Source organism: Nonomuraea longicatena (genome assembly GCF_039525605.1).
Lineage (GTDB): Bacteria > Actinomycetota > Actinomycetes > Streptosporangiales > Streptosporangiaceae > Nonomuraea > Nonomuraea longicatena.
Window position 1 is genome coordinate 230,050 of sequence record NZ_BAAAHQ010000011.1, and the last position, 18,979, is coordinate 249,028.

Sequence of the window (18,979 nt, forward strand, 5' to 3'; positions counted from 1 at the left end):
AAGTGGGTGGCGCCCCTGAACGGGTGACCGTTGTTGGTTTTCTGTTGTCAAGTGGCTGTGGTTGGTCAGAGCGATTTGAAGAGGCCCAGGCCGAAGTGGGAGAGGTGGCCCAGGGCGAGTGGGCCGGATACAGGTTCCGGGAACTCCAGTTCAAGGGCGTGCCCAGCACGAGTGCCAGTGGAGCTGGGGTCTCGCCAGCGGCGTCGGACGAATGTGGCGAAGCGCGGCTCAGTCTGCTCCTGGACGATCAAAGCAGCTGATGGTCTACCGCGATAGGTCAGCTCCCGCTCCACCTCCCTGAGTAGAAAGTCTCCGACGTTCCAGCGAGGCTTGCGGTGACGTGAGGGTACGAACGGTGTGACCGAGCGCCAGCGGCGAGCTGGCCTTACCCAGTCGTCGGGCAGCAACTCTTCACCTCCGGCGCCGGTGAGCAGGACCTGGAGGTTGCGTGGTCCGGTCACGCCCTCGGGGACCCCGACGCTTCGGCGTCCCAGCGCGTCGAGTACGTCGAGTTCCCGAGTACTCAACCCGCCCGGTGTCCAGACGACGATCTCGTCGATTCGCCCGTCCCCGTCAGCGTCGTACGGCAGAAAGTGCGCATGTCGATGCGCGTCGGTGAGTGGTACGCCCTCGGCGGACTTGCCGGCGAGCAGGCTCTCGCCCGCCCCTCTCCCACGCGTGAGCATCTTGACGCAGGCTCCCCGCAGCGCGTCCATCAGGGGAACCGCGTGCGCGAGGCGCGGCTGCCGCAGACCGTGGACGGTCAACCGTACGACGGTGACCTCCGCCCGAGGCCGTACCGCCGTCCGGCGCGGCTCCGACGGCGCGGGCACCGCGTAGGCGATCTTGTGGGCTCCCGGAGGGTAGAGCAGTTTGGCCGCGCGGACGTCGGCCGGTCGCTGGAGCAGCGCGTCCAGGTCGAGCGGCAGGCTCGGACACAGCAGCTCGGCCTGCTGCTGGTGCGGGGCGACGGCGTCGAGGTCCAGCCCGACCGGTACGGCGGCGCCGTGGCCGGCGGCCTCCGGCGGCACCCGGTCGAGCACCCGCGCCTCACACGTGGAGTCGGCCCGCCCGAGGTAAGGAACGGACTTCGCCAGCCGCGCGAACGCCTCCCGCTGCTCGGGGTCCAGCTCAACCGGCCAGACGGCGTACACGGTCTGGTCGCCGTCCAGGACGGCGAACGCGTCGATCGCCTTGTCCGAGCTGGTGGATCCGCTGCGATGCCGGGCGTCGGGATAGTAATGACGGGAGTGCGCGATCCGGTACGGCGGCAGCCGGTACGACGGCGGCACGGCGAGCGCGGCCAGCAACGGATGCACGACCCGCTCCTCCAGTTCCGGCACCCGCATGCGCCACGTGGCATAAAGGGCGCGCAGCAGCCGCCACGGCGAGGGCGGGATCTCGACGACCCCCTCGTTGACGTACCGCCCCCACGGGGTGGCGTGATATCGGCCCCAGGGAAAGTGGACGGCCAGGACGACGGCCATGTCAGCTCTTCCACAGGACGGTGACCGGCTCGGCGCCGACGTCGCCGACCAGCGCGGCGATGCGCGACTCCAGCGCGACCACGTCGGGCAGGTCCTTCGGCTGCTCGACGACCTCCAGGTCACACGCGGTGCGCAGCCGCAGCCCGCGCGCGAGCAGGGTGCGGATCTCCCAGAGCGCGAGCAGCGTCAGCAACTCGGTGACGTCAGCGCCGAGGCCGTACGAGCGCAGCAGATCGACGTCCACGACGAACATCGCCTTGATCTCCGAAGCGGTCCATTCCACCCGGTGGAAGGGGATCGAGCCGTACCCCTCGCTGGTGCCGCTCTCGCCCGCGACGAGCTGGTGGCGCACGTGGTCGGCTTTGCGCCCGCCGCTGAACACCTCGCGCACGTCGTACGCCTCGATGACCGAGGACACCGCGCGGGTGAACCGGGGCTGCCCGAGCCACGACTTGTGGCTGAAGAACACGCCGTGGAGCAGGCAGAACGGGTCCAGTTCCCAGACGGCGCGGGCCATCCGGGGATAGTCGAGCGGCGTGTCCTTGACCAGCCCGAGCCGGTCACGGATGACGTCGAGCATGGGCCTGCCGTCGAGGGTGGAATCGCGGACGAACGCCGACGCGAGCCGGTGGGCCTCCTCGCGCGAGGAGGTCAGATACCCGTCGGGATCGTCCCGCCGGCACACCCGCACGTACGGCAGCGCGGCCACCAGCGCGGCGGGCCGACGCTCGGCCCGGTCCCACGCGGTGGCCTCCAGTCGATTGGCCATGGATTGCACGGATTCCACCAGCAGGCTGTCCCCGCTGCCCGCCCGGCTGAACTTGGCCGCGCCGACGTCGGGGAAGCTCGTCGGCTGGAAGGTCGATCCCAGCACGGGCCGCAGGTGGACGGTGAAACGCAGGCGCGGCTGGTCCAGGGGGATCACGCGGGCACTCCTTCGGTATCGGAAACGGCTTGGTCGACGAGCTCGGCGACGCAGATCCGCGTGAGGGACCGCTCTCGGGCCCGCCGGGTGACCGGCAGCAGGAGGGCGGCGGCCAGGCGGGCGCCGTTCACCCGGGACGGTGGCGGGCTGGGGACACGTGGTCGCAGCCCCGCCATGCGCAGCCGCAGTAACGCCTCCCTGACCACGCCGTCCACATGCCCGGCGGCCAGCCGGGCGGCCCAGCCGGGGCCGGGCGCGAGCTCAACCGCGTGGTGACGGTCCTCGCCGCTGCGCTCGTCGCGCACTTGGACGGTCAGGACGCCGGTGCCGAAGAACGGCAGAAGCAGTGAGACCGTCCAATCGGGCAGCAGCCGATCCTGCTGCGGCCAGGCGGCGGCGCCGGGACGGCACCCGAGCGCCAGCAGTCCCCGCAGGTGGTCGGCGATCAGCTCGTCGCGAACGAAGGCCGCGACGAACGCGGCGACCAAGCCCGGCGGAACCCGCTGCCCGCGCGCATAACCCGTCTGCGCGCCCCGGACCGTGGAGGCCGCGCGCCCGTCGTCATCCGGCGCTTCGGGGGGTGTGAGCGCCCGGACCCGGTGCGCTGCGGCGAGTGCCCGCGCCAGCGTCGGGCCGTACAGATCGACTCCGCTGCCGGGTGCGTCCTGCCAGCTCCTGCCGGTCACCCGGGTGAGCAGGGCCCGGATCTCAGGGCCGCTCGTCCCGGTGCCGTCCCTCAGGGCGGCGAACGCGGCGGCCAGCCAGACCTCAGGCGAGCCGTCGTCCAGCGCCGTCAGCCAATCTGCCCGCTCGTTCGGAAGGTAGGGCGCGATCTCCTTGCGCATGCGCCCCGACCGGCCGACCTGTTCGTGCAACCGTCCGAACTCGACCACGAACCGGCCGAGCGCCGCCCGCCCCTGCCCCGCCGCAATCGCGTACATCTCGCGTTCGACCCGCCGCAGCGCCGTGGCGACCTCGCCGGGCGGGTCCGCTCTGCGGACCTGCTCGATCCACCGGTACGGCTCGCGCAGCAACGCCTCTTCCGGACGCGCCACGACGGCGATCTTCCCGGCATGGACGGCCAGCGGGTTCTGCCCCAGCCGTTCGGCGATTACGAACCGGTGGAACGCGGTCAGCCCTCGGTCGACGCCCAAGGAGGCCAGGGCCATCGCGAACTCCAGCCCCGAGACCGCCTGGTGGCCCCGCCACTGCGCCCGTCCCTCGCCGATCAGCTGGGCCACCTCGGCGGCACCGGCCGGACGGTCCCAGACGGGCACCCACTGCTCGCCCTTGACCGGCTCGGACTCGGCCGCGCTGCCGTGCCCGAGCGGAGTCGACCGGGTGAAGAACGGCTTCGCCTCGCCGGCGCCGCCGACGCCGTTGCGTCGTACCGCGGCGCTCGCGAACAGCAGCGTCCCCTCCATGACCAGCACGAACGACCAGGGGTTGGCGAAGCCCCGATCGTTGTCGTCGGCCGCGGAGTGGATGCCGCCCGCCCGCCCCGGGTCGTACTGGCCGACGGTGTCGCGTAGATACGCCACGTCCTCCCGGCCGTACAGCGCCGCCGCCGCCCACCTGTGGCTCTGGGCCGGATCCGCCTTCGGCCCCATGAGCCGCCGCAGCCGGTCGTAGTAGGTGGCGGACAGGTCCTGCCGTCCGAAGTTGCCGCCGGTCCCGGCCAGTGCGTTGAACGCCACGTCGTCCACGGTCAGTGTGACCGCGACGTCCAGCCAGGGCAGCGCGTCATCGGGCAGGAGGTTCCGGCAGAGCCGGATCACATCGATCTTGTGGGACTTGTCCCAAAGCTCACCCTTCTTGCCACCCCAGCCCAGGCGCCGCCCCTCGGCCACGATCCGGCGTCCGACCGCGATGGCCCGGCGCAACGGGGCCAACCGCTCATCGTCGAGATCCTGGACGGCTTGCAACGTCTGCTCGGCGGTCGGGCTCTTGCCGTTGCCGGCGAACCCCGAGCCGGAGTTCCACGGTGAGACGATCGGCGTCGGCACGTACAGGCGGGCCAGCCACGAGGCCAGGTCCTCCTCCCGCAGCGTCGTGTCCAGCACGGCCACGTCGCCGCGCCAGTGCAGCCGCGCGTACGGATCGACCTGCGCGGCCACCACGCGCAGCAGGCCGAGCGCCTGCAACTGCCCGGCCAGCACCTCGGCACGGCACCCGCGCAGCTCGATCCGGCTCATGGGCCCTCCCGATACCCACGGCTGACGCGCATGTCGGCGATGCGCACCAACGCCTCCAGGAAGGCCAGCCGGAACGGCCCCAGATCCGGCCGGTCCCGCAGCGTCACGGCCCGGGACGTCCAAGTCAGCCCCTCGACCGCCCCCAGCCGCAACTCGTCGGTGGACAGCGTGAGCGGCCCCACCCGCTCGTCCGGCACCGGCGGCGTCCGATCACCGTCGGCGACCCCCAGGATGGTCGGTGGATCGGCGGCGGACTCGTTCCCGACCGACCGCACGCTCAGGCGGACCTTTCCATGGTGCGCGGCGGCCAGGTAGACGACCAGGTCGCGTTCCGGCTCGCCGTCCAGCAACCGGCAGGACGGATGGGTCAGCATCAGCGCACTCACCAACTCGTGCCGGAAGTACGGCCGGGCGTGCCGGATCCGCCCACCCGGAGACTTCGCCAGCAGCCCTTCGACCGTCGGTTCGCCGACCTGTCTGAGTGTCTCCTGGAAGACCTGATGGCATTTGCCGAGGTCGTGGTAGCGCCCCGCCATCGCGGCGGCCCCGAGGTGCCCGTGGTCCAACCCCGGCAGCCGCAGCTCGCCGCACAGACGGACGACCTCCTGTTCGACGTCCTGCAGATGCTGCGACAGGGTGACCCACGGCTGCCCGTGCGAGCTCAGCGGGTCCGCACCGATCGAGTCCTCCGACGGTACGGCCCGCACCGGAGCCAGCACCTCGACCGGCTCCCGCTTCTCCGGCGCCCACCCCAGCACCGGGTCGTACCCGCCACCGGCGGCGTTCGCCAGCAGCACCGCGCCGGGCACGACGTCCGAGCGGGCCGCCTGCCGCCACACCCCGTCAACGCGATCCTTCACCCAAACCCGCCGTAGGTGCTTTCTCCGCACATCGGCCACCGGCGCGGGACAGAGCTCTCGCCGCAGCGGCCACGGTTCGTCCTCGGCGGGCCGTCCGCCGGTGGCCGACCAGTCGCGCCACGCCACGAAGACGCCGCCGTCGTCACCGTCCCGGATCCACAGGCTGACGTCGATGTCGGCCCCGCTGAGATCCGGCATCGTGTCGAACAACTGCAGCAGATCACGCCGCCGCACGGCCGCGTGCAGCTCCGGCGCCTGCCGTACCCGGAGCTGCTGCAACCGGGTGGACGTGACCGCTGCCCCCTCCAGCTCCACCAGCGCCTGTGACGCCGCCTCCACGTCCTCCCGTTCGTACGGCGCGGCGGCGGCCCGGCCCGGCGGGGAGCACCACAGCAGGGCGGCCGTCGCGTACTCGCCACCCCGGTTGCATCGCCCGGCCCGCTGGACGATCGAACTCCAGGGCGCCGCCTCGGTCACCAGCGTCCGCGCCGAAAGATCGATACCCGCTTCCAGGACCTGGGTCGATATGATGATCTGCCCCTCTTCAGGGGGATCCTCGCTGATCAGGTCGATGAGCCGACCACGCTCCGCCGGACGGAACCGGGAGTGCACCAGCACCACCTCGGCCTGCGGGGCGATCTCCAGGACGGCCTCGCACACGGAGGTGGCCCGCTCGACGGTGTTCAACACCGCGATGGTCCGAGTGCCGACGTGATGCCGATCGACCAGTTCCCTGGCCAGCGCCGCCGGATACTCCTGGGCGTCATCGGGCAGTTCCAGCCGCTGGACGGTTCTGGTCGCCTCCAGCCGTACGGCAAGACCGCCGGTCCGATCCGCCGGTGACAGTTCGACGGTCCGCAGAGCCGAAACGTCATGGTCGACCGTGGCCAGCCCGTGCTCGTTCAGTGTCGCCGACATCCACATGGTTCTGGTCGGCGCCGCCGTACCCAGGATGTCGCGCAGTCCTTGAAGCTGGGCGCTCGTCGGCAACGCGGGCCCCAGCAACTGCGTCTCGTCGAACACCCACTGTGTGTCCGTGTGCAGCAACGCGTAGGAGATCGGCCACCTGGCCCGCGCCTCCGCATACCCCCGCATCAGGCCACGGCTGAGGATCATGTCCTGGGTCCCGACGAGTACGGCCCGGCGTTCCGGCTCAAGCTGCCAGAGATCGTCATTGCGGTCGGCGCCGCCCAGCAGGACCTGAAGAACCACTTCGTCCTCCCGGGTGGCCACCTCGGGATCGGGGGAGGCCCGCAGCCCGAGAGCGGACAACCACCCGGCCACCTTTCCCGCCGTCTGCTCGACCAGCGTCCGCAGCGGCAGGACGTACACGAGACGCCGAGGCGTGGCGTCGGGAAAGTTCTCGGACCGCCACAACCACGGCAACACCGCCGCCATCGTCTTCCCGGCGCCGGTCGGAACCCGCAACAGCTCCGGCAGACCCTCCTGGGCAAGCTCCGCCTGATACGGATACGGGATAGCTCCCTCTTCGGTCGCACGCGCGACAAAACCGCCGAAGTCTTGCGGTCGAGAAGGCACGGGACACCTCTGTACGTGAGACGCCTACGAAGCACCGGCAATCTAGCGGCCGGCACCGACAATCTAGGTGTGCTGGGTCTTGGTAGAGTCCTTGTGCGGCGCTTCTGCCTCCTTGAGGCAGCTCCATTGCGGCTCGTTCCTGTGTGTTCACTCGTCGGATTGCCCAGTCGCGCCCGGCTTCTATCGGTCGGCTCCATTGCGGTGTGGACGCCCGCTGCGGCGGACGTCCACACCGTCAGCTAACGGCTGGCGACTGCCAAGGCCAGCTCATGTGTTGCCAGGACCCGCAAGACAATTACCAAGATGATCACGTATACGACGATCTCTTTCAGATCGCCATAGCTCCGGTTGGACTCACTTGCCGTCACTTGGTGCCTCCTGCCTGAGGGGAGGTGCGCCACGCTCGAGTGAGCACGGCGGGGGTACTCTAGCAGAGCCAAGCGGAGTGCCGGTGCCTTCAAGTTGGTTCTGCTGGGATAGCCACAGCAACGAGAAGTTGAATTTGCTTCGCGCCCACCGAGGTCCGTGACGGCAGACCGGCGATGATCGTGCAGTCCACGGGTGACACCCGTAGCGTTTACGGGGGCGCCGTCGCCCTGCACCGCGCGCTGCCCGCCTCCCGCATGGTCACGTTGCGGAACGTCCGCCGCCACGGTCTTTACGGCATGTACCCCAACCGCTGCGTCACCGAGGCGGTCAACGCCTACCTGGCCTCAGGCGTACTCCCCAAGACCAACCTGACCTGCGAAAGGTAGCCGCAGTTCACTTTCGAGGCCGCTTCGCCCACGGCGCGTACTCGGTGTCGTCCGGGAGGACCCACACCGGCACGTCCGGGCGTTCGATCTCCCGTAGCAGTGTCACCGCGCCGGTCTTCGGGGAGACCTCGTGGACCGCCACCCCGGTGGCGGTCCGTGAGCGGACGACCAGTCGCCCGTCCCGGGCGAAGTCGACGTCGTCGATGTACTGTCCACCTGGCAGTCGCACGTTGACGACGCCTCCGATGGCGCGGCCGGTGCGCAGGTCCAGCAGCCGCAGCTTGCGGTACTTGTCGGATTTGCCGACCAGTGCCACCGCCGTGCGGTAGTCACCGGCGAGTGCCACCGGGTACAACCGCGTCTTCGCCCGCAGCCGCGAGCGCAGCCCCCGATCGAACACCACGACGGGGCCGTCCGTCTCGCGGCTCAGCGCCAGCCGTTCGCTGTCCGGGCTGAACCCGTGGAAGCTCCACGCGTCCGTCTTCTCCGGAGGCGGCGGCTTCCGGCCCGTGCGTAGGTCGACGAAGGCTCCGAGGCCCGGCGCCGACGTCCCGGTGACCACATAATCGCCGTCGTATGAGATGAACGGCCACTGCTCGCCGATGGAATCGACCGAGATGTGCTTGGTGACCACCTTCTCCGTGCCGTGTACGGCCCGCCGTACGAACAGCCCGTCCTTCTTGCGGTAGTAGAAGGTGTATCGCCCGTCTCCGCTGATCAGGAGCGGCGTGTCAGCTCCCTCGGACAGTGCGTTCTTGGGGGCGACGGTGAGGGCCTCGGGCAGGTCCACCACGCTTCCGTCGGTGAGGACGAGTTGCCACCCGTCCGTCCGCTGCGCGTGGGCGATCGTGGCCGGTGTCTCGGCATGGGCGGGGGCGGCGGTCAAGCCGATGACGACGAGCACCGCGAGTGTTCCACGAAATCTCATGTTTCGTGAGATGTCGGCAAGCTCGAAAAGGTTGATCACTCGCGTTCGAGCCCCGCGAGAAGGAGCGCGACCAGTCGCCGGGCGTCGTAACGGGGGTCGTTCTCGGCGCCGACGCACAGGTTCCCGATGCCGCGCATGAGCTGGTAGGCATCGATCTCCGCCCGGATCTCCCCGGAAGCGGCGGCGGCGTCGAGAAGCCGGGCGCACACCGGCAGGAGCCGGTCGAGGAAGTAGGCGTGCAACGCCTCGAACCCGGCGCTGTCGGCCTGCATCACCCCGGCGAGCCCGTGCTTGGTGACCAGGAAGTCGACGAACGACTCGACCCACCGGGTGAGGGCGGCATAGGGCGTCGGGCCGGCGGCGAGCAGGGCGGGCCCGGCCTCGGCGCAGGCGTCGACCTGGTGGCGGTAGACGGCGATGACGAGGTCCGCCCGGGTCGGGAAGTGCCGGTAGAGCGTGCCCATCCCGACGCCGGCCCTGGCCGCGATGTCGCGCACCGGCGCCTCCACGCCCGAGGTGACGAACACCGCCGAGGCCGCCTCCAGCAGGGTCTGCTCGTTGCGCCGGGCGTCCTTGCGCCTGCCCTGGTCGTTCACCTGTTCCTCCTTGAGCTTGCAAAGCGGAACAGTGCTCCGTATTGTTTCGGAGCGAAGTTCCGTTTCACCATCATAGGAGTCGCGCAGCATGTGGACATCCACCCAGCCGGTCATCCTGCCCGCCCCGGGCCGAGGCGAGGACCTCCAGGTCCGCGTGTCGGCCCCCGCGACCGGCGCCGATCTGCCCGTCATCGTCTTCTCGCACGGCTTCGGCTGGTCGATGAACGGCTACGCCCCGCTGACCGACCACTGGACGGCCAACGGCTTCGTGGTCGTCCAGCCCACCCACCTCGATTCCAGAACCCTCGCCGTCCCCGCCGAGGACCCCCGCACCCCGCGTATCTGGCGCTTCCGCATCGAGGACCTCAAGCGGATCCTGGACGGGCTCGACGTCCTTGAGGCCGAGGTCCCCGGGCTCAAGGGCCGTCTCGACCGAGGCCGCGTCGCGGTGGCGGGCCACTCGTGGGGCGCGCAGACGGCGAGCACGCTGCTGGGCGCCCGCATCCTCGACGCCGACGGCCGTCCGGGCGAGGACCTGTCCGACCCGCGCGTCAAGGCGGGCGTCCTGCTCGCCCTGGCCGGGCTGGGCGACGACCTGACCCCGTTCGCCGCCGAGCGTTTCCCCTTCATGCGGCCGTACTTCGGCGACATGGCCCCGCCCGCGCTCATCGTCGCGGGCGACCGCGACCGGTCGCGGCTGTCCACGCGCGGGCCGGACTGGTTCACCGACCCCTACGTCCACAGCCCCGGGGACAAGAGCCTGCTCACGTTGTACGGCGCGGACCACTCCCTGGGCGGTGTCCCCGGCTACGAGGTCGCGGAGACGACGGACGAGAGTCCCGCCCGCGTCGCGCTGATCCAGCGGCTCTCGACGGGCTTCCTGCGCAGCGCCCTCTACGGGGAGGACACCGGCTGGCAGGAGGGGGTGGCGCCCCTCGGAGAACTGCGGAGCAAGTAACTACCCCCGGCGGGCTTCGAGGGCGTCGAGGATCAGGTCGAGGCCGTAGTCGAACTCGCTCGCGTGATCGTAGTCGGGCCGCAGGGCGTGCTCGACGATCAACTCGGTGAGGTACGGCAGGCCGTCCTCCGGCAGGTCGTCGAGGATGCCGCCCGCCACCTCCGTCACCTCCTCCCGCGAAGCCATCGGCAGACTCGCCTCCTGGAGGACGAACCCGCTGATGTAGCTGTCGATGAGCGAGACGGCGTGCGCGGCCATCGGCAGGGTGAACCCCGCCCGCCGCAGGACGCCGAGCACGGCGTCGTGGTGGCGCAGCGTCGCGGGCCCCGGGTCGCGCCGTGAGTCCATGAGCCCGAGCGCCCAGCTGTGGCGCGACAGCACCGCCCGCGCGGACAGGGCCCGCGCGCGGATCGCCGCCCGCCAGTCGCCGTGCCCGGAACCGGGTAGTTCGATGGCGGCGAACACCCGGTCGACCACCCCGTCGAGGATCGCGTCCTTGTTCGGCACGTGGTGGTAGAGCGACATCGCCTCGACGCCCAGTTCCTGGGCCACCCGCCGCATCGTGATCGCCTCGACGCCGCCGAGGTCGGCGGCTCGGATCGCGGCTTCGAGGACGAGGTCTCTGCTGAGTGGCGGCACGGCGGGCTCCCCGGGGTGTTGACAGCCTTACAAGCGTAAGCCAACCTTACGCCTGTAAGCGCGAATGGAGGCGATCCCGATGCCGATGCCGATCTGGTGGGGGCACGTGAACAAGAGGGTGTTCAACCCCCGCGCGATAGCGGGCGGCAAGTGGCCGGTGCTGATCCACGTCGGACGCGTCTCCGGCGCGACGCACCACACCCCGCTCGACGCGCATCCCGTCGAGGGCGGCTACCTGTTCGTCCTCGTGTACGGTTCCCGCTCCGACTGGGTGCGGAACGTCCTGGCGGCCGACCAGGCACGCCTGCGGGTCGGCGGGAAGGAGGTGCGACTCACCGCCCCGCGCCTCGTCGGCACGGACGAGGCGTTCCAGGCCCTGCCCCCCGAGGTGTCGCGCCCGCCGAAGGTGCTGCGCATCACCGAGTTCCTCCGCATGGACCTCACCACGTAATCCGCTCGCGCCGCCCCCGGCGTCCGGTGTTGGATCGACGGTCATGACCGCCCTCGCCCTTCCCTCGCCGCACGGCCCGCACCAGGTCGGAACCCAGGACCTCTGGCTCCTCGACGAGGACCGCACCGACCCCTGGCGCCAAGGACACCACCGGGAACTGATGGCCCGGCTCTGGTACCCGGTCGAGCCGGACGCTGTTGACGGGGGAGTACCGGTCGGCGCTGTCGGCTGCGGCGGCGAGGCCGAGCCGGGCGGTGTAGAGCCGGGCGCTGTCGAGCCGGACCCGGCGGCCCTGCCGGCCGGATACCTGCCGCCCGAGGTCGCGGCGCATGTGCTCGGGATGTGGGCGGAGGAAGGGGAGGAGTTCGGCCCGGACCTGCACGCCGCGCTGGCCGGCGTACGCGTCCACGCGGTGCGCCGCCCTCCGGCGGGCGACCGTCCCGCTCCGCTCGTGCTGCTCTCACCCGGGCTCGGCGAGTACGCGGCGGGACTCACCGCGCTGGCCGAGGACCTCGCCTCGCGCGGCTTCCTCGTGGCGGCCGTCGACCACCCCTACGACGCCGCCGCCGTACGGTTCCCCGACGGCACCCTCGCCCCCCATCACGAGCCCGGCGACGACCTGGAGACCCGCTACCTCCCCACCCGCGTCGCGGATCTCCGCCTCGTCCTCGACCGTCTGCTCGCCCCCGGCTCCCCGTTGCGCGTGGATCCCGCCCGGATCGGCGCCGCCGGCCACTCCCTGGGCGGCGCGGCGGTCGCGGAACTGGCCAGGACCGACCCCCGCCTGTGCGCCGTCGCGGTGCTCGACGGCAGCCTGTACGGCGAGGTCCTGTCCACCGGCCTCGACCTGCCGGTGCTGCTGTGCGGCCTGACCCCGCCTGACCCGGACGACCCGGACGTCCTGGCCGGCTGGGACGCGCTGTGGCCGAGGCTGCGCGGCCCCCGCCGGCGTACGACGGTGGAGGGCGCCGGCCACATGTCCGCCACCGACTTCGACGCCCTGGCCGGACCACTGGGGCTGCGCGGTCCCGGCGACCCCGACGACGTGTTCAACTTCGGCACCCTGCCGGAGGGGCACGGCCTGGCCCGGGTGCGCCGAGAACTCGCCGAATTCTTGGCGGAGCACACGGCAAGGGACCTTCGGCCCGCGCTTTGAGGACGTTCGCCGCTGCTGACCGGTCCGGCGGCGGCGGACAGTTGAGAACATGGACCGTGCCGCCGCGTACCGGCGTGCCGCCGACCACCTGCCGGCGGGGCAGATCCACCTGCGGGACGACCCGCTGCCACGCCAGAAGACGGCGGAGGCCCACCTGCACGCCCGCGCCTGTGCTCACACACGCGCTCACGCCCGCGCCTGTGCTCACGCCCGTGTCCACGGCGAGGGCGCCCCGGAGATTCGCGACCGGACCTGGAGGATGACATGACCGCACCGGCCGACCAGGCGGCCCGCACCGCGCTGGAGGCGGCGCGGTGGGCGCCGTCGGTCCACAACACCCAGCCCTGGTCGTTCGCCGTGGCGGGCGAGGAGATCTCCGTACGCGCCGATCCCGACCGCAAGTTGCGGCTCGGCGACCCGGGCGGCAGGGAGGTGCTCATCAGCTGCGGAGCGGCCGTGTTCAACATGACGACCGCGTTGCGCGACGCCGGTCGCGAGCCGATCGTGCGCATCCTGCCCGACCCCGACCGGCCGTCGCTGCTGGCGACCGTACGGCTCGGCCCGGCCGCCGAGCCGGGTGAGGACACCAGGACGCTGGCCCGCGAGATCGAGCGCAGGCACACCCACCGCGCCGGGTTCGCGGACGCCGTCGTGCCCGAGCAGGTCACGGCGGCCTGGGAGCGCGACGCGATGGCGGAGGGCGCCACCCTCATGATCTTCAGGACGCCCGAGGCGGTGCGCGGGCTGGCCGGGCTGACCGAGGCGGCCCAGGCCGTGCAGGCGCAGGACCGGCCGTACGCGCTGGAGGTCTTCCGGTGGGGGCGGGCGCCCGGCAGCCGCCGTGACGACGGGGTGCCCGCAGGCACCTACCCGAACGAGCCGGAGGGGGAGTTCGCCCAGCGCGACTACGCCCGAGGCGAGGACTGGGGTGCGGAGGAGAGCCCGTTCACCGGGTCCGGCCTGGTGGCGCTGCTCACCACCCGTGAGGACACTCGTGAAGCCTGGCTGGCGGCCGGCCAGGCGCTGGAGCACGTGCTGCTGCACGCCTCCGCGAACGGGATCAGCGCGGCCTTCCACACGCAGGCGCTGGAGGAGCCGCATCTGCGCGACTTCCTGCGCGAACGCGTCTGCGGCGGCGCCCATCCGCAGATGCTCATGCGGCTCGGGGTCGCCCCGGAGGAAGGCCGACGCGTCCGGCGCCCGCTCACCGACCTCCTCGGCCCGTGATCAACGTCGGCCGCGCAGTATCTCCACGCGGCGCGTGTACTCCTCGGTGTCGATCTCGCCGTGGGCGAGCCGGGCGGCCAGCACGTCCTCCGGTCGGGCCGGTCCCGAGGACTGCTGGGCCGCGTTCCGCGCACCGCCGATGTAGTGGATCAGTGCGACGATCCCGGCGATGATCAGGCCCCAGAGCAGGATCACCGTGATACTCATGATCAGCCAAGAGCCGATCCCATAACCCCACATCATGGCCTACCTCGGTCCTTCGGCGGAGTACTCCCGACGCGTCCCAGCGTGCGCCCGCCGGCGGCCCGGCCGTCAGGGCCGTTGGTCCTTGATGTGCGTGCCGAGAGTCACGTCGAAGATCGATTACCGTGTGTGACCGTACAGGTGACATTAGTGATACGTGGCAGCTGAGGCGCGTGGGACGGGGGATGACTCGGGTGGCTCTCATCGGCCTCTCACCAAGGAGGAATCCCCCATGCAGCACCTCACCATTCCTGGCCGCCTGCTCGTCGGCGCGGTGCTCGGCGCGGCCACCCTGGCCGTCGTGACGCCGTCCGCCGCCGCCGCCCCCGCCGCGCAGCGGACCCCGGTGTGCCTGGACGCCACCAACTCCTGGGCCGACAACACCGAGGTACGGCTGTGGGCCTGCCTCGACCACCGCAACCAGAAGTGGGTGGTCCAGGACGGCCAGATCAAGCTGCGGGCCACCGTCGGCACCGGCCGCGAGGTGTGCCTCGATGCCACCAACAGCCGCGACAACGGCACCAAGGTGCGGCTGTGGCGCTGCCTGAACCACACCAACCAGAAGTGGGTGCTGCGGCGCGGCCAGATCGTCGTCGCCGACACCTTCCGCACCGGCCGCGAGGTGTGCCTGGACGCCAACGACAGCCGCGCCAACGGCACCAACGTGATCCTGTGGACCTGTGTGCGCGGCAACCGTAACCAGGAGTGGGTCGTCCAGGACGGTCACATCAAGGTCGAGGACACGCTGTAAACCCTCGGCCGCCGCCGCGCCCGTGGAGCGCGGCGGCGGCCCGCACGTCGTGGCGGTCACGCGCCGGCCAGCAGGTCCTCCAGTTCGGCGGCGAAGAGCATGGCCGGGTCGAACCCCATCCCGGCGAAGTGGCCGGCGAGTTCGAGGGACAGGACGCCGTGCAGCCGGGTCCAGACGCTCAGCGCCCGGTGGAGGGTGGCGGGCGGCGCGGAATCGCCGCCCGCCCACTCGCGATGGCGGGCCAGATGCGAGTCGAACGGCGTCGCGGGGCGGTCCGGGGGCGGCGGTGGGCAGGCGTCGAGCAGGACCGCCATGGTCTCCGCAGAGATGAGCGTGATGTCGTCGGGCGCGTGGTAGCCGGGGACGGGGGTGCCGTAGATGAGCAGGTACCGCTGGGGGTCTTCGAGTGCCCACGTACGCAGGGTGTGCGCCAGTGCGGCGAGGTCGGCGCCGGTGCCGGCGGCCGCGCGGAGGGTGTCGGCGAGGCTGCGGTAGGCGTCCCTGATGAGTTCGGTGATCAGTTCGTCGCGGCCGGCGTAGTAGCGGTAGAGCGCGGGCCCGCTGACGCCCATCCGCTTGGCGATCGCGTTGAGGGAGAGCGCCGAGGCTCCCGTCGTGGCGATCTGCTCCCACGCGTGTTCTTTGATCTCCGCGCGTACCTGTGCCCGGTAACGCTCGCGGGGAGTCTCCGCCATGACCAGTCCTTCGTACGCCCGGACAATCTAGTTAGAGGGTATCACGAATCTTATTGACAGTTTCTGGACGGCTGAGTTATAACTTCTAACACAAGTGACGCTGTATTAGTCAGCCAAGGGGAACCCTCATGATCGCCGCGCTCACCCTCCCGCTCGCCGCCGTTCTCATCACCGGCGTCCCGCCCGTCCAAGCAGCCCCCGCCCCCGCCGGGCTCCAGTGCGCGGGGAAGGGCGTCGACCCCGCCGCCAAGATCCGCTACCGGACGGAAACCCTGATCAAGGCGCCGCTGCGCACGGTCTGGGACCTGCAGACCGACGTCGAGGGCTGGCCCGCGTGGCAGCGGCCCGTGGCCACCAGTGAGCGACTCGACTCCGGACCGTTCCGAGAGGGCTCCCGCTTCCGGTGGACCACCCCCGTGCCCGCCACCCCGGTCAGCCCGCCCACCACGCTGACCATCACCTCCACGGTCCGCCAGCTTGAGAAGGGGGCGTGCATCCGCTGGATCGGACCCGCGATCGGCGAGGGCCTGCGCATCGACCGCGGCGTCCACGTCTGGACCTTCACCGAGGTCAAGGGCGGGGTGCTCGTACGCACGGAGGAGACCCACGTCGGCGAGCAGGTCGAGAGCGACGTCCCCCTCGCCACCGAGTTCCTCGGCAAGGGCCTCGAAGCCTGGCTGCGCGAGCTGAAGGCCACCGCCGAGGCCCGCGTCACCGACGGCTGAGCCGGGTCAGAACCAGTATCGCCGCCCCGCGACCGGCCGTCCGAGCGCACCCAGCAGCAGGAAGACCAGGCCGATGACGAGGATGATGATGCCGAGTGTGGTGAGGATGGAGATGCTGAGCAGCCATCCGAGAACCAGGAGAACGATGCCGAGGATGATCATTTCATGCCTCCTCGCGATTTATGGCCCTCCCTAATTACCCGGTATCCGGCGCGGCATTCGGGCTTGCCCACGAGGACCGGGCCCGAAACGTGGTCGCCCGCAAAGAACCCGCAAGGAAAGGGCCCCTCAAGCGGCGCCGCTTGAGGGGCGAGGGCTACGCGCTGTCCAGGTCGGGGCGGGGGCTACGCGCTGTCCAGGTCGCGGCGGCGGAAACCGTACAGGGCGGCCAGGACCAGGAGTACGGCGGCGGCGGAGAGCGTCACCAGCGGCATGAGCCGGAAGTCCTCGACCGGCATGCGCGGAATGTGGTTGAACGGCGACAGGGCCAGCAGCCAGTCGGGCAGGTTCGTCCCCCAGAACCTGGCCACCCCGCCGTAGCCGATCACGACCCAGGCCCCGACCAGGATCCTGGGCGCCAGCCCGAACAGCGCGGCGGCGACCGCCAGCACCACCAGCGACTCCGGAGCGCGGGCCAGTGTCATGCCCGCGACCTCCCAGACCAGCCCGCCGTCGCCGAGGGCCGACGCGGCGCTCACACCCGCGGCCAGACCCGACAGGGCCAGCAGTCCCACGGCGGCGAGGGCGGCGACCAGCAGGGTGGAGCCCAGCCAGGCGGGCCTGCTGGTCGGCGTGGCCAGCAGCGGCGTCACCAGGCCGCGTACCTCGTCGTTCCGCGCCCTGACCACCGACATCACCATGAGGATGCTCACGAGCCAGGACAGGAAGTTGACGGTCAGGCTGAGGAAGCCGTCGACCATGTCGGGCCCGCTGCCCGTGCCGGCGGCCGTTCCGGTCACGCGCATCGCGCCCGCCAGGCCGCCGAAGAGCAGGCCGACGACGGCGAGGCCGATGCCCCAGCCGTAGAAGGAGGCCCGCTGCAGGCGCAGGGCGAGCGCGAACGGCGAGCGCAGCCGGGCCGTGGCCCGCGCGGGGCCCGGCCGTACGGGCATCAGGCCCGCGCCGAGGTCCCGTCGTGCCGACAGCCGGTAGGCCGACGCCAGCAGGACCGCCGTGAGCAGGACGGACAATGCCAGCGGCCACCAGCGCTCCTCGTCCAGCACCCGGGTGAGCAGTGACCAGCCCATCGGGGTCAGCCACGTCGCCCAGCCGCCCCGGACATCCTGGACGGCTCCGACGGCGCGCAGCGTCCACACGAGGAACAGCACGCCCGACGCGATCCCGCAGGCGGCCTTGGAGTGCCGGGTGAGCTGTACGGTCACCGCCGTCACCCCGGCGAAGACCAGCCCGAAGACGGCCGTGCCGACGCCGAACAGCGCCGCGCTGCCTGCGGGCAGTCCCACCGCGACACCGGTGAGGGTCAGCAGCAGGGCCATCACGACGTCGGTGACGACGGCGACGAGGAACGCCGCCGTGAGTGAGGCGTGCCTGCCGACGACGGCGGCACGGACCAGTTCGGCCCGGCCGGTCTGCTCCTCCGCCCGGGTGTGCCGGGCGACGAGCAGGATGTTGACGACCGCCGCGAGCAGTTGGAACTCGACGACGAAGGCCAGCATCAGGAACGTCGACTTGTCGGCGTTGTCCAGGCCGAACAGGGGCCCGGAGAAGACCTGCATCAGCGGCAGCTCCATCAGCGCGCGACCGGCCTCCAGGATGTCGGCCTCCGGTCGCAGCTTGGGCACCACGAGCGCGAAGTAGGCGGCCATCACCGAGACGCCCAGCGTCCAGGCGGGCAGCTTGATCCGGTCGCGGCGCAGGGCCAGCCGCAGCAGGATGCCGGTGCCGGTCAGCGCGCCGCCCTCGGCGGCGACCGCTGAACGGCGGTGCGACACCGTGACGGTCATGCCTCCCCCTTGCCGTAGTGACGGAGCATGAGCTCCTCCAGCGACGGCGGGTGGCTGATCAGCGTCCGGACGCCGAAGGTGCTCAGGTGCCTGATCGCGCCGTCCATGTGGTCGGCGTCCACGTCGAAGCGCACCCGCGCGCCGGCGGTCTCCGCGCTGTGCACGCCCGGCAGACCGGTCAGCCCCGTGACCGGGGCGGCGGTCTCGGCCTCCACGCTGGTGCGGGTCAGGTGCCGCATGTCGGCCAGCGTGCCCGTCTGGACGATCCGGCCCTTCCTGATGATGCTGACCTGGTCGGCCAGCTTCTCCACCTGGGCCAGGATGTGGCTGGACAGCAGTACGGTGCGCCCGGCGTCGCGCATCTCCGCGACGACCTCCTGGAAGACGGCCTCCATCAGCGGGTCGAGGCCCGAGGTCGGCTCGTCCAGGATCAGCAGCTCTACCTCGGAGGCGAAGGCGGCCACCAGGACGACCTTCTGCCTGTTGCCCTTGGAGTAGGTGCCGCCCTTCTTGGTGAGGTCGAGGTGGAAGCGCTCGACCAGTTCGGAGCGGCGGGTCTCGTTCAGCCCGCCGCGCAGCGTGCCGAGCAGGTCGACGGCCTCGCCGCCGGTGAGGTTCGGCCACAGCTCCACGTCGCCCGGCACGTACGCCAGCCGCCGGTGCAGCTGTGTGGCGTCGGCCCACGGGTCGCCGCCCAGCAGTTCGGCGCGGCCGGAGTCGGCGCGCATCATGCCGAGCAGGATGCGGATGGTGGTGGATTTTCCCGCCCCATTGGGGCCGAGGAAGCCGTGGACCTCGCCCGAGCGGACGGTCAGGTTCAGCCCGTCGAGGGCGCGGGTGGGGCCGAAGGTCTTGACCAGGCCCTTGGTGTCGATGGCGCTCATG

At 71.2% G+C, this 18,979-nt stretch carries 19 protein-coding genes; 7 read left to right on the forward strand and 12 right to left on the reverse strand.

The window, feature by feature from the left end:
* Positions 1-65: 65 nt before the first annotated feature.
* Genes csb2 through cas3g form a run of 4 tightly spaced genes read right to left on the reverse strand, consistent with a single transcriptional unit; the run spans position 66 to position 7,006 of the window.
* Positions 66-1,487 (reverse strand): type I-G CRISPR-associated protein Csb2, encoded by a 1,422-nt coding sequence (csb2, locus tag ABD120_RS13800; protein ID WP_343950235.1) that lies wholly within the window; start codon positions 1,485-1,487, stop codon positions 66-68.
* 1 nt (position 1,488) lies between these two features.
* On the reverse strand, positions 1,489-2,412 hold the full coding sequence (cas7g, locus tag ABD120_RS13805; protein ID WP_343950236.1) for a type I-G CRISPR-associated RAMP protein Csb1/Cas7g: 924 nt from the start codon (positions 2,410-2,412) through the stop codon (positions 1,489-1,491).
* Positions 2,409-4,607: a type I-G CRISPR-associated protein Cas8g1/Csx17 gene (gene cas8g1 / locus ABD120_RS13810; protein ID WP_343950237.1), complete on the reverse strand. Its 2,199-nt coding sequence runs from the start codon at positions 4,605-4,607 to the stop codon at positions 2,409-2,411. The genes cas7g and cas8g1 overlap by 4 nt, the downstream gene beginning before the upstream one ends.
* Positions 4,604-7,006 (reverse strand): type I-G CRISPR-associated helicase/endonuclease Cas3g, encoded by a 2,403-nt coding sequence (cas3g, locus tag ABD120_RS13815; protein WP_343950238.1) that lies wholly within the window; start codon positions 7,004-7,006, stop codon positions 4,604-4,606. The genes cas8g1 and cas3g overlap by 4 nt, the downstream gene beginning before the upstream one ends.
* Before the next feature lie 500 nt (positions 7,007-7,506).
* Here cas3g and ABD120_RS13820 point away from each other — a divergent pair, with 500 nt between their 5' ends.
* Complete coding sequence (locus ABD120_RS13820; RefSeq protein WP_343950307.1) at positions 7,507-7,761, forward strand: alpha/beta hydrolase; 255 nt, start codon at positions 7,507-7,509, stop codon at positions 7,759-7,761.
* 7 nt (positions 7,762-7,768) lie between these two features.
* On the opposite strand, the gene ABD120_RS13825 is transcribed toward ABD120_RS13820, so the two are convergent.
* Both ABD120_RS13825 and ABD120_RS13830 read right to left on the reverse strand, forming a co-directional pair.
* The gene (locus ABD120_RS13825) at positions 7,769-8,689 is read right to left on the reverse strand and encodes a beta-propeller domain-containing protein (protein ID WP_343950239.1); all 921 of its coding nucleotides are present in this window, start codon (positions 8,687-8,689) and stop codon (positions 7,769-7,771) included.
* Positions 8,690-8,724: 35 nt separating this feature from the next.
* Positions 8,725-9,285 (reverse strand): TetR/AcrR family transcriptional regulator, encoded by a 561-nt coding sequence (locus ABD120_RS13830; RefSeq protein ID WP_343950240.1) that lies wholly within the window; start codon positions 9,283-9,285, stop codon positions 8,725-8,727.
* A gap of 88 nt (positions 9,286-9,373) precedes the next feature.
* Here ABD120_RS13830 and ABD120_RS13835 point away from each other — a divergent pair, with 88 nt between their 5' ends.
* Positions 9,374-10,243 carry an alpha/beta hydrolase family protein gene (locus ABD120_RS13835; RefSeq protein WP_343950241.1) on the forward strand — a complete coding sequence of 290 codons (870 nt, stop codon included), beginning with the start codon at positions 9,374-9,376 and terminating at the stop codon, positions 10,241-10,243.
* Here the strand turns inward: ABD120_RS13835 and ABD120_RS13840 are convergent, their stop codons facing one another.
* On the reverse strand, positions 10,244-10,882 hold the full coding sequence (locus ABD120_RS13840) for a TetR/AcrR family transcriptional regulator (RefSeq protein WP_343950242.1): 639 nt from the start codon (positions 10,880-10,882) through the stop codon (positions 10,244-10,246).
* 79 nt (positions 10,883-10,961) lie between these two features.
* Between ABD120_RS13840 and ABD120_RS13845 the strand changes: the two genes are divergently transcribed.
* The 3 genes from ABD120_RS13845 (at position 10,962) to ABD120_RS13855 (ending at position 13,716) form a co-directional block, all read left to right on the forward strand.
* Complete coding sequence (locus ABD120_RS13845) at positions 10,962-11,333, forward strand: nitroreductase family deazaflavin-dependent oxidoreductase (protein WP_343950243.1); 372 nt, start codon at positions 10,962-10,964, stop codon at positions 11,331-11,333.
* Positions 11,334-11,376: 43 nt separating this feature from the next.
* Complete coding sequence (locus ABD120_RS13850) at positions 11,377-12,489, forward strand: alpha/beta hydrolase family protein (RefSeq protein WP_343950244.1); 1,113 nt, start codon at positions 11,377-11,379, stop codon at positions 12,487-12,489.
* 264 nt (positions 12,490-12,753) lie between these two features.
* A complete protein-coding gene (locus ABD120_RS13855; RefSeq protein ID WP_343950245.1) occupies positions 12,754-13,716 on the forward strand; it encodes an Acg family FMN-binding oxidoreductase in 963 nt (320 codons plus the stop codon).
* Here ABD120_RS13855 and ABD120_RS13860 read toward each other — a convergent pair whose 3' ends face one another.
* A complete protein-coding gene (locus ABD120_RS13860) occupies positions 13,717-13,923 on the reverse strand; it encodes an SHOCT domain-containing protein (protein WP_343950246.1) in 207 nt (68 codons plus the stop codon).
* A 268-nt stretch (positions 13,924-14,191) separates the two neighbouring features.
* Between ABD120_RS13860 and ABD120_RS13865 the strand changes: the two genes are divergently transcribed.
* The gene (locus ABD120_RS13865) at positions 14,192-14,710 is read left to right on the forward strand and encodes an RICIN domain-containing protein (protein ID WP_343950247.1); all 519 of its coding nucleotides are present in this window, start codon (positions 14,192-14,194) and stop codon (positions 14,708-14,710) included.
* Between the two features lie 56 nt (positions 14,711-14,766).
* Here the strand turns inward: ABD120_RS13865 and ABD120_RS13870 are convergent, their stop codons facing one another.
* A complete protein-coding gene (locus ABD120_RS13870; protein ID WP_343950248.1) occupies positions 14,767-15,405 on the reverse strand; it encodes a TetR/AcrR family transcriptional regulator in 639 nt (212 codons plus the stop codon).
* Positions 15,406-15,533: 128 nt separating this feature from the next.
* Between ABD120_RS13870 and ABD120_RS13875 the strand changes: the two genes are divergently transcribed.
* Positions 15,534-16,130, forward strand: coding sequence for an SRPBCC family protein (locus ABD120_RS13875; protein WP_343950249.1), 597 nt, complete (start codon positions 15,534-15,536; stop codon positions 16,128-16,130).
* Positions 16,131-16,136: 6 nt separating this feature from the next.
* Here ABD120_RS13875 and ABD120_RS13880 read toward each other — a convergent pair whose 3' ends face one another.
* From ABD120_RS13880 to ABD120_RS13890, 3 genes are all read right to left on the reverse strand, one after another.
* A complete protein-coding gene (locus ABD120_RS13880) occupies positions 16,137-16,292 on the reverse strand; it encodes a DUF6131 family protein (protein ID WP_343950250.1) in 156 nt (51 codons plus the stop codon).
* Between the two features lie 182 nt (positions 16,293-16,474).
* On the reverse strand, positions 16,475-18,094 hold the full coding sequence (locus ABD120_RS13885) for an ABC transporter permease (RefSeq protein ID WP_343950251.1): 1,620 nt from the start codon (positions 18,092-18,094) through the stop codon (positions 16,475-16,477).
* A complete protein-coding gene (locus ABD120_RS13890; RefSeq protein ID WP_343950252.1) occupies positions 18,091-18,978 on the reverse strand; it encodes an ABC transporter ATP-binding protein in 888 nt (295 codons plus the stop codon). The genes ABD120_RS13885 and ABD120_RS13890 overlap by 4 nt, the downstream gene beginning before the upstream one ends.
* Position 18,979: the final 1 nt, after the last annotated feature.

Coding starts and splice junctions, on each gene's coding strand:
- csb2 (WP_343950235.1), bottom strand. CDS start 1,487: ATGGCCGTCGTCCTGGCCGTCCACTTTCCCTGGGGCCGATATCACGCC.
- cas8g1 (WP_343950237.1), bottom strand. CDS start 4,607: ATGAGCCGGATCGAGCTGCGCGGGTGCCGTGCCGAGGTGCTGGCCGGG.
- ABD120_RS13825 (WP_343950239.1), bottom strand. CDS start 8,689: ATGAGATTTCGTGGAACACTCGCGGTGCTCGTCGTCATCGGCTTGACC.
- ABD120_RS13835 (WP_343950241.1), top strand. CDS start 9,374: ATGTGGACATCCACCCAGCCGGTCATCCTGCCCGCCCCGGGCCGAGGC.
- ABD120_RS13845 (WP_343950243.1), top strand. CDS start 10,962: ATGCCGATGCCGATCTGGTGGGGGCACGTGAACAAGAGGGTGTTCAAC.
- ABD120_RS13850 (WP_343950244.1), top strand. CDS start 11,377: ATGACCGCCCTCGCCCTTCCCTCGCCGCACGGCCCGCACCAGGTCGGA.
- ABD120_RS13855 (WP_343950245.1), top strand. CDS start 12,754: ATGACCGCACCGGCCGACCAGGCGGCCCGCACCGCGCTGGAGGCGGCG.
- ABD120_RS13860 (WP_343950246.1), bottom strand. CDS start 13,923: ATGAGTATCACGGTGATCCTGCTCTGGGGCCTGATCATCGCCGGGATC.
- ABD120_RS13865 (WP_343950247.1), top strand. CDS start 14,192: ATGCAGCACCTCACCATTCCTGGCCGCCTGCTCGTCGGCGCGGTGCTC.
- ABD120_RS13870 (WP_343950248.1), bottom strand. CDS start 15,405: ATGGCGGAGACTCCCCGCGAGCGTTACCGGGCACAGGTACGCGCGGAG.
- ABD120_RS13875 (WP_343950249.1), top strand. CDS start 15,534: ATGATCGCCGCGCTCACCCTCCCGCTCGCCGCCGTTCTCATCACCGGC.
- ABD120_RS13880 (WP_343950250.1), bottom strand. CDS start 16,292: ATGATCATCCTCGGCATCGTTCTCCTGGTTCTCGGATGGCTGCTCAGC.
- ABD120_RS13885 (WP_343950251.1), bottom strand. CDS start 18,094: ATGACCGTCACGGTGTCGCACCGCCGTTCAGCGGTCGCCGCCGAGGGC.
- ABD120_RS13890 (WP_343950252.1), bottom strand. CDS start 18,978: ATGAGCGCCATCGACACCAAGGGCCTGGTCAAGACCTTCGGCCCCACC.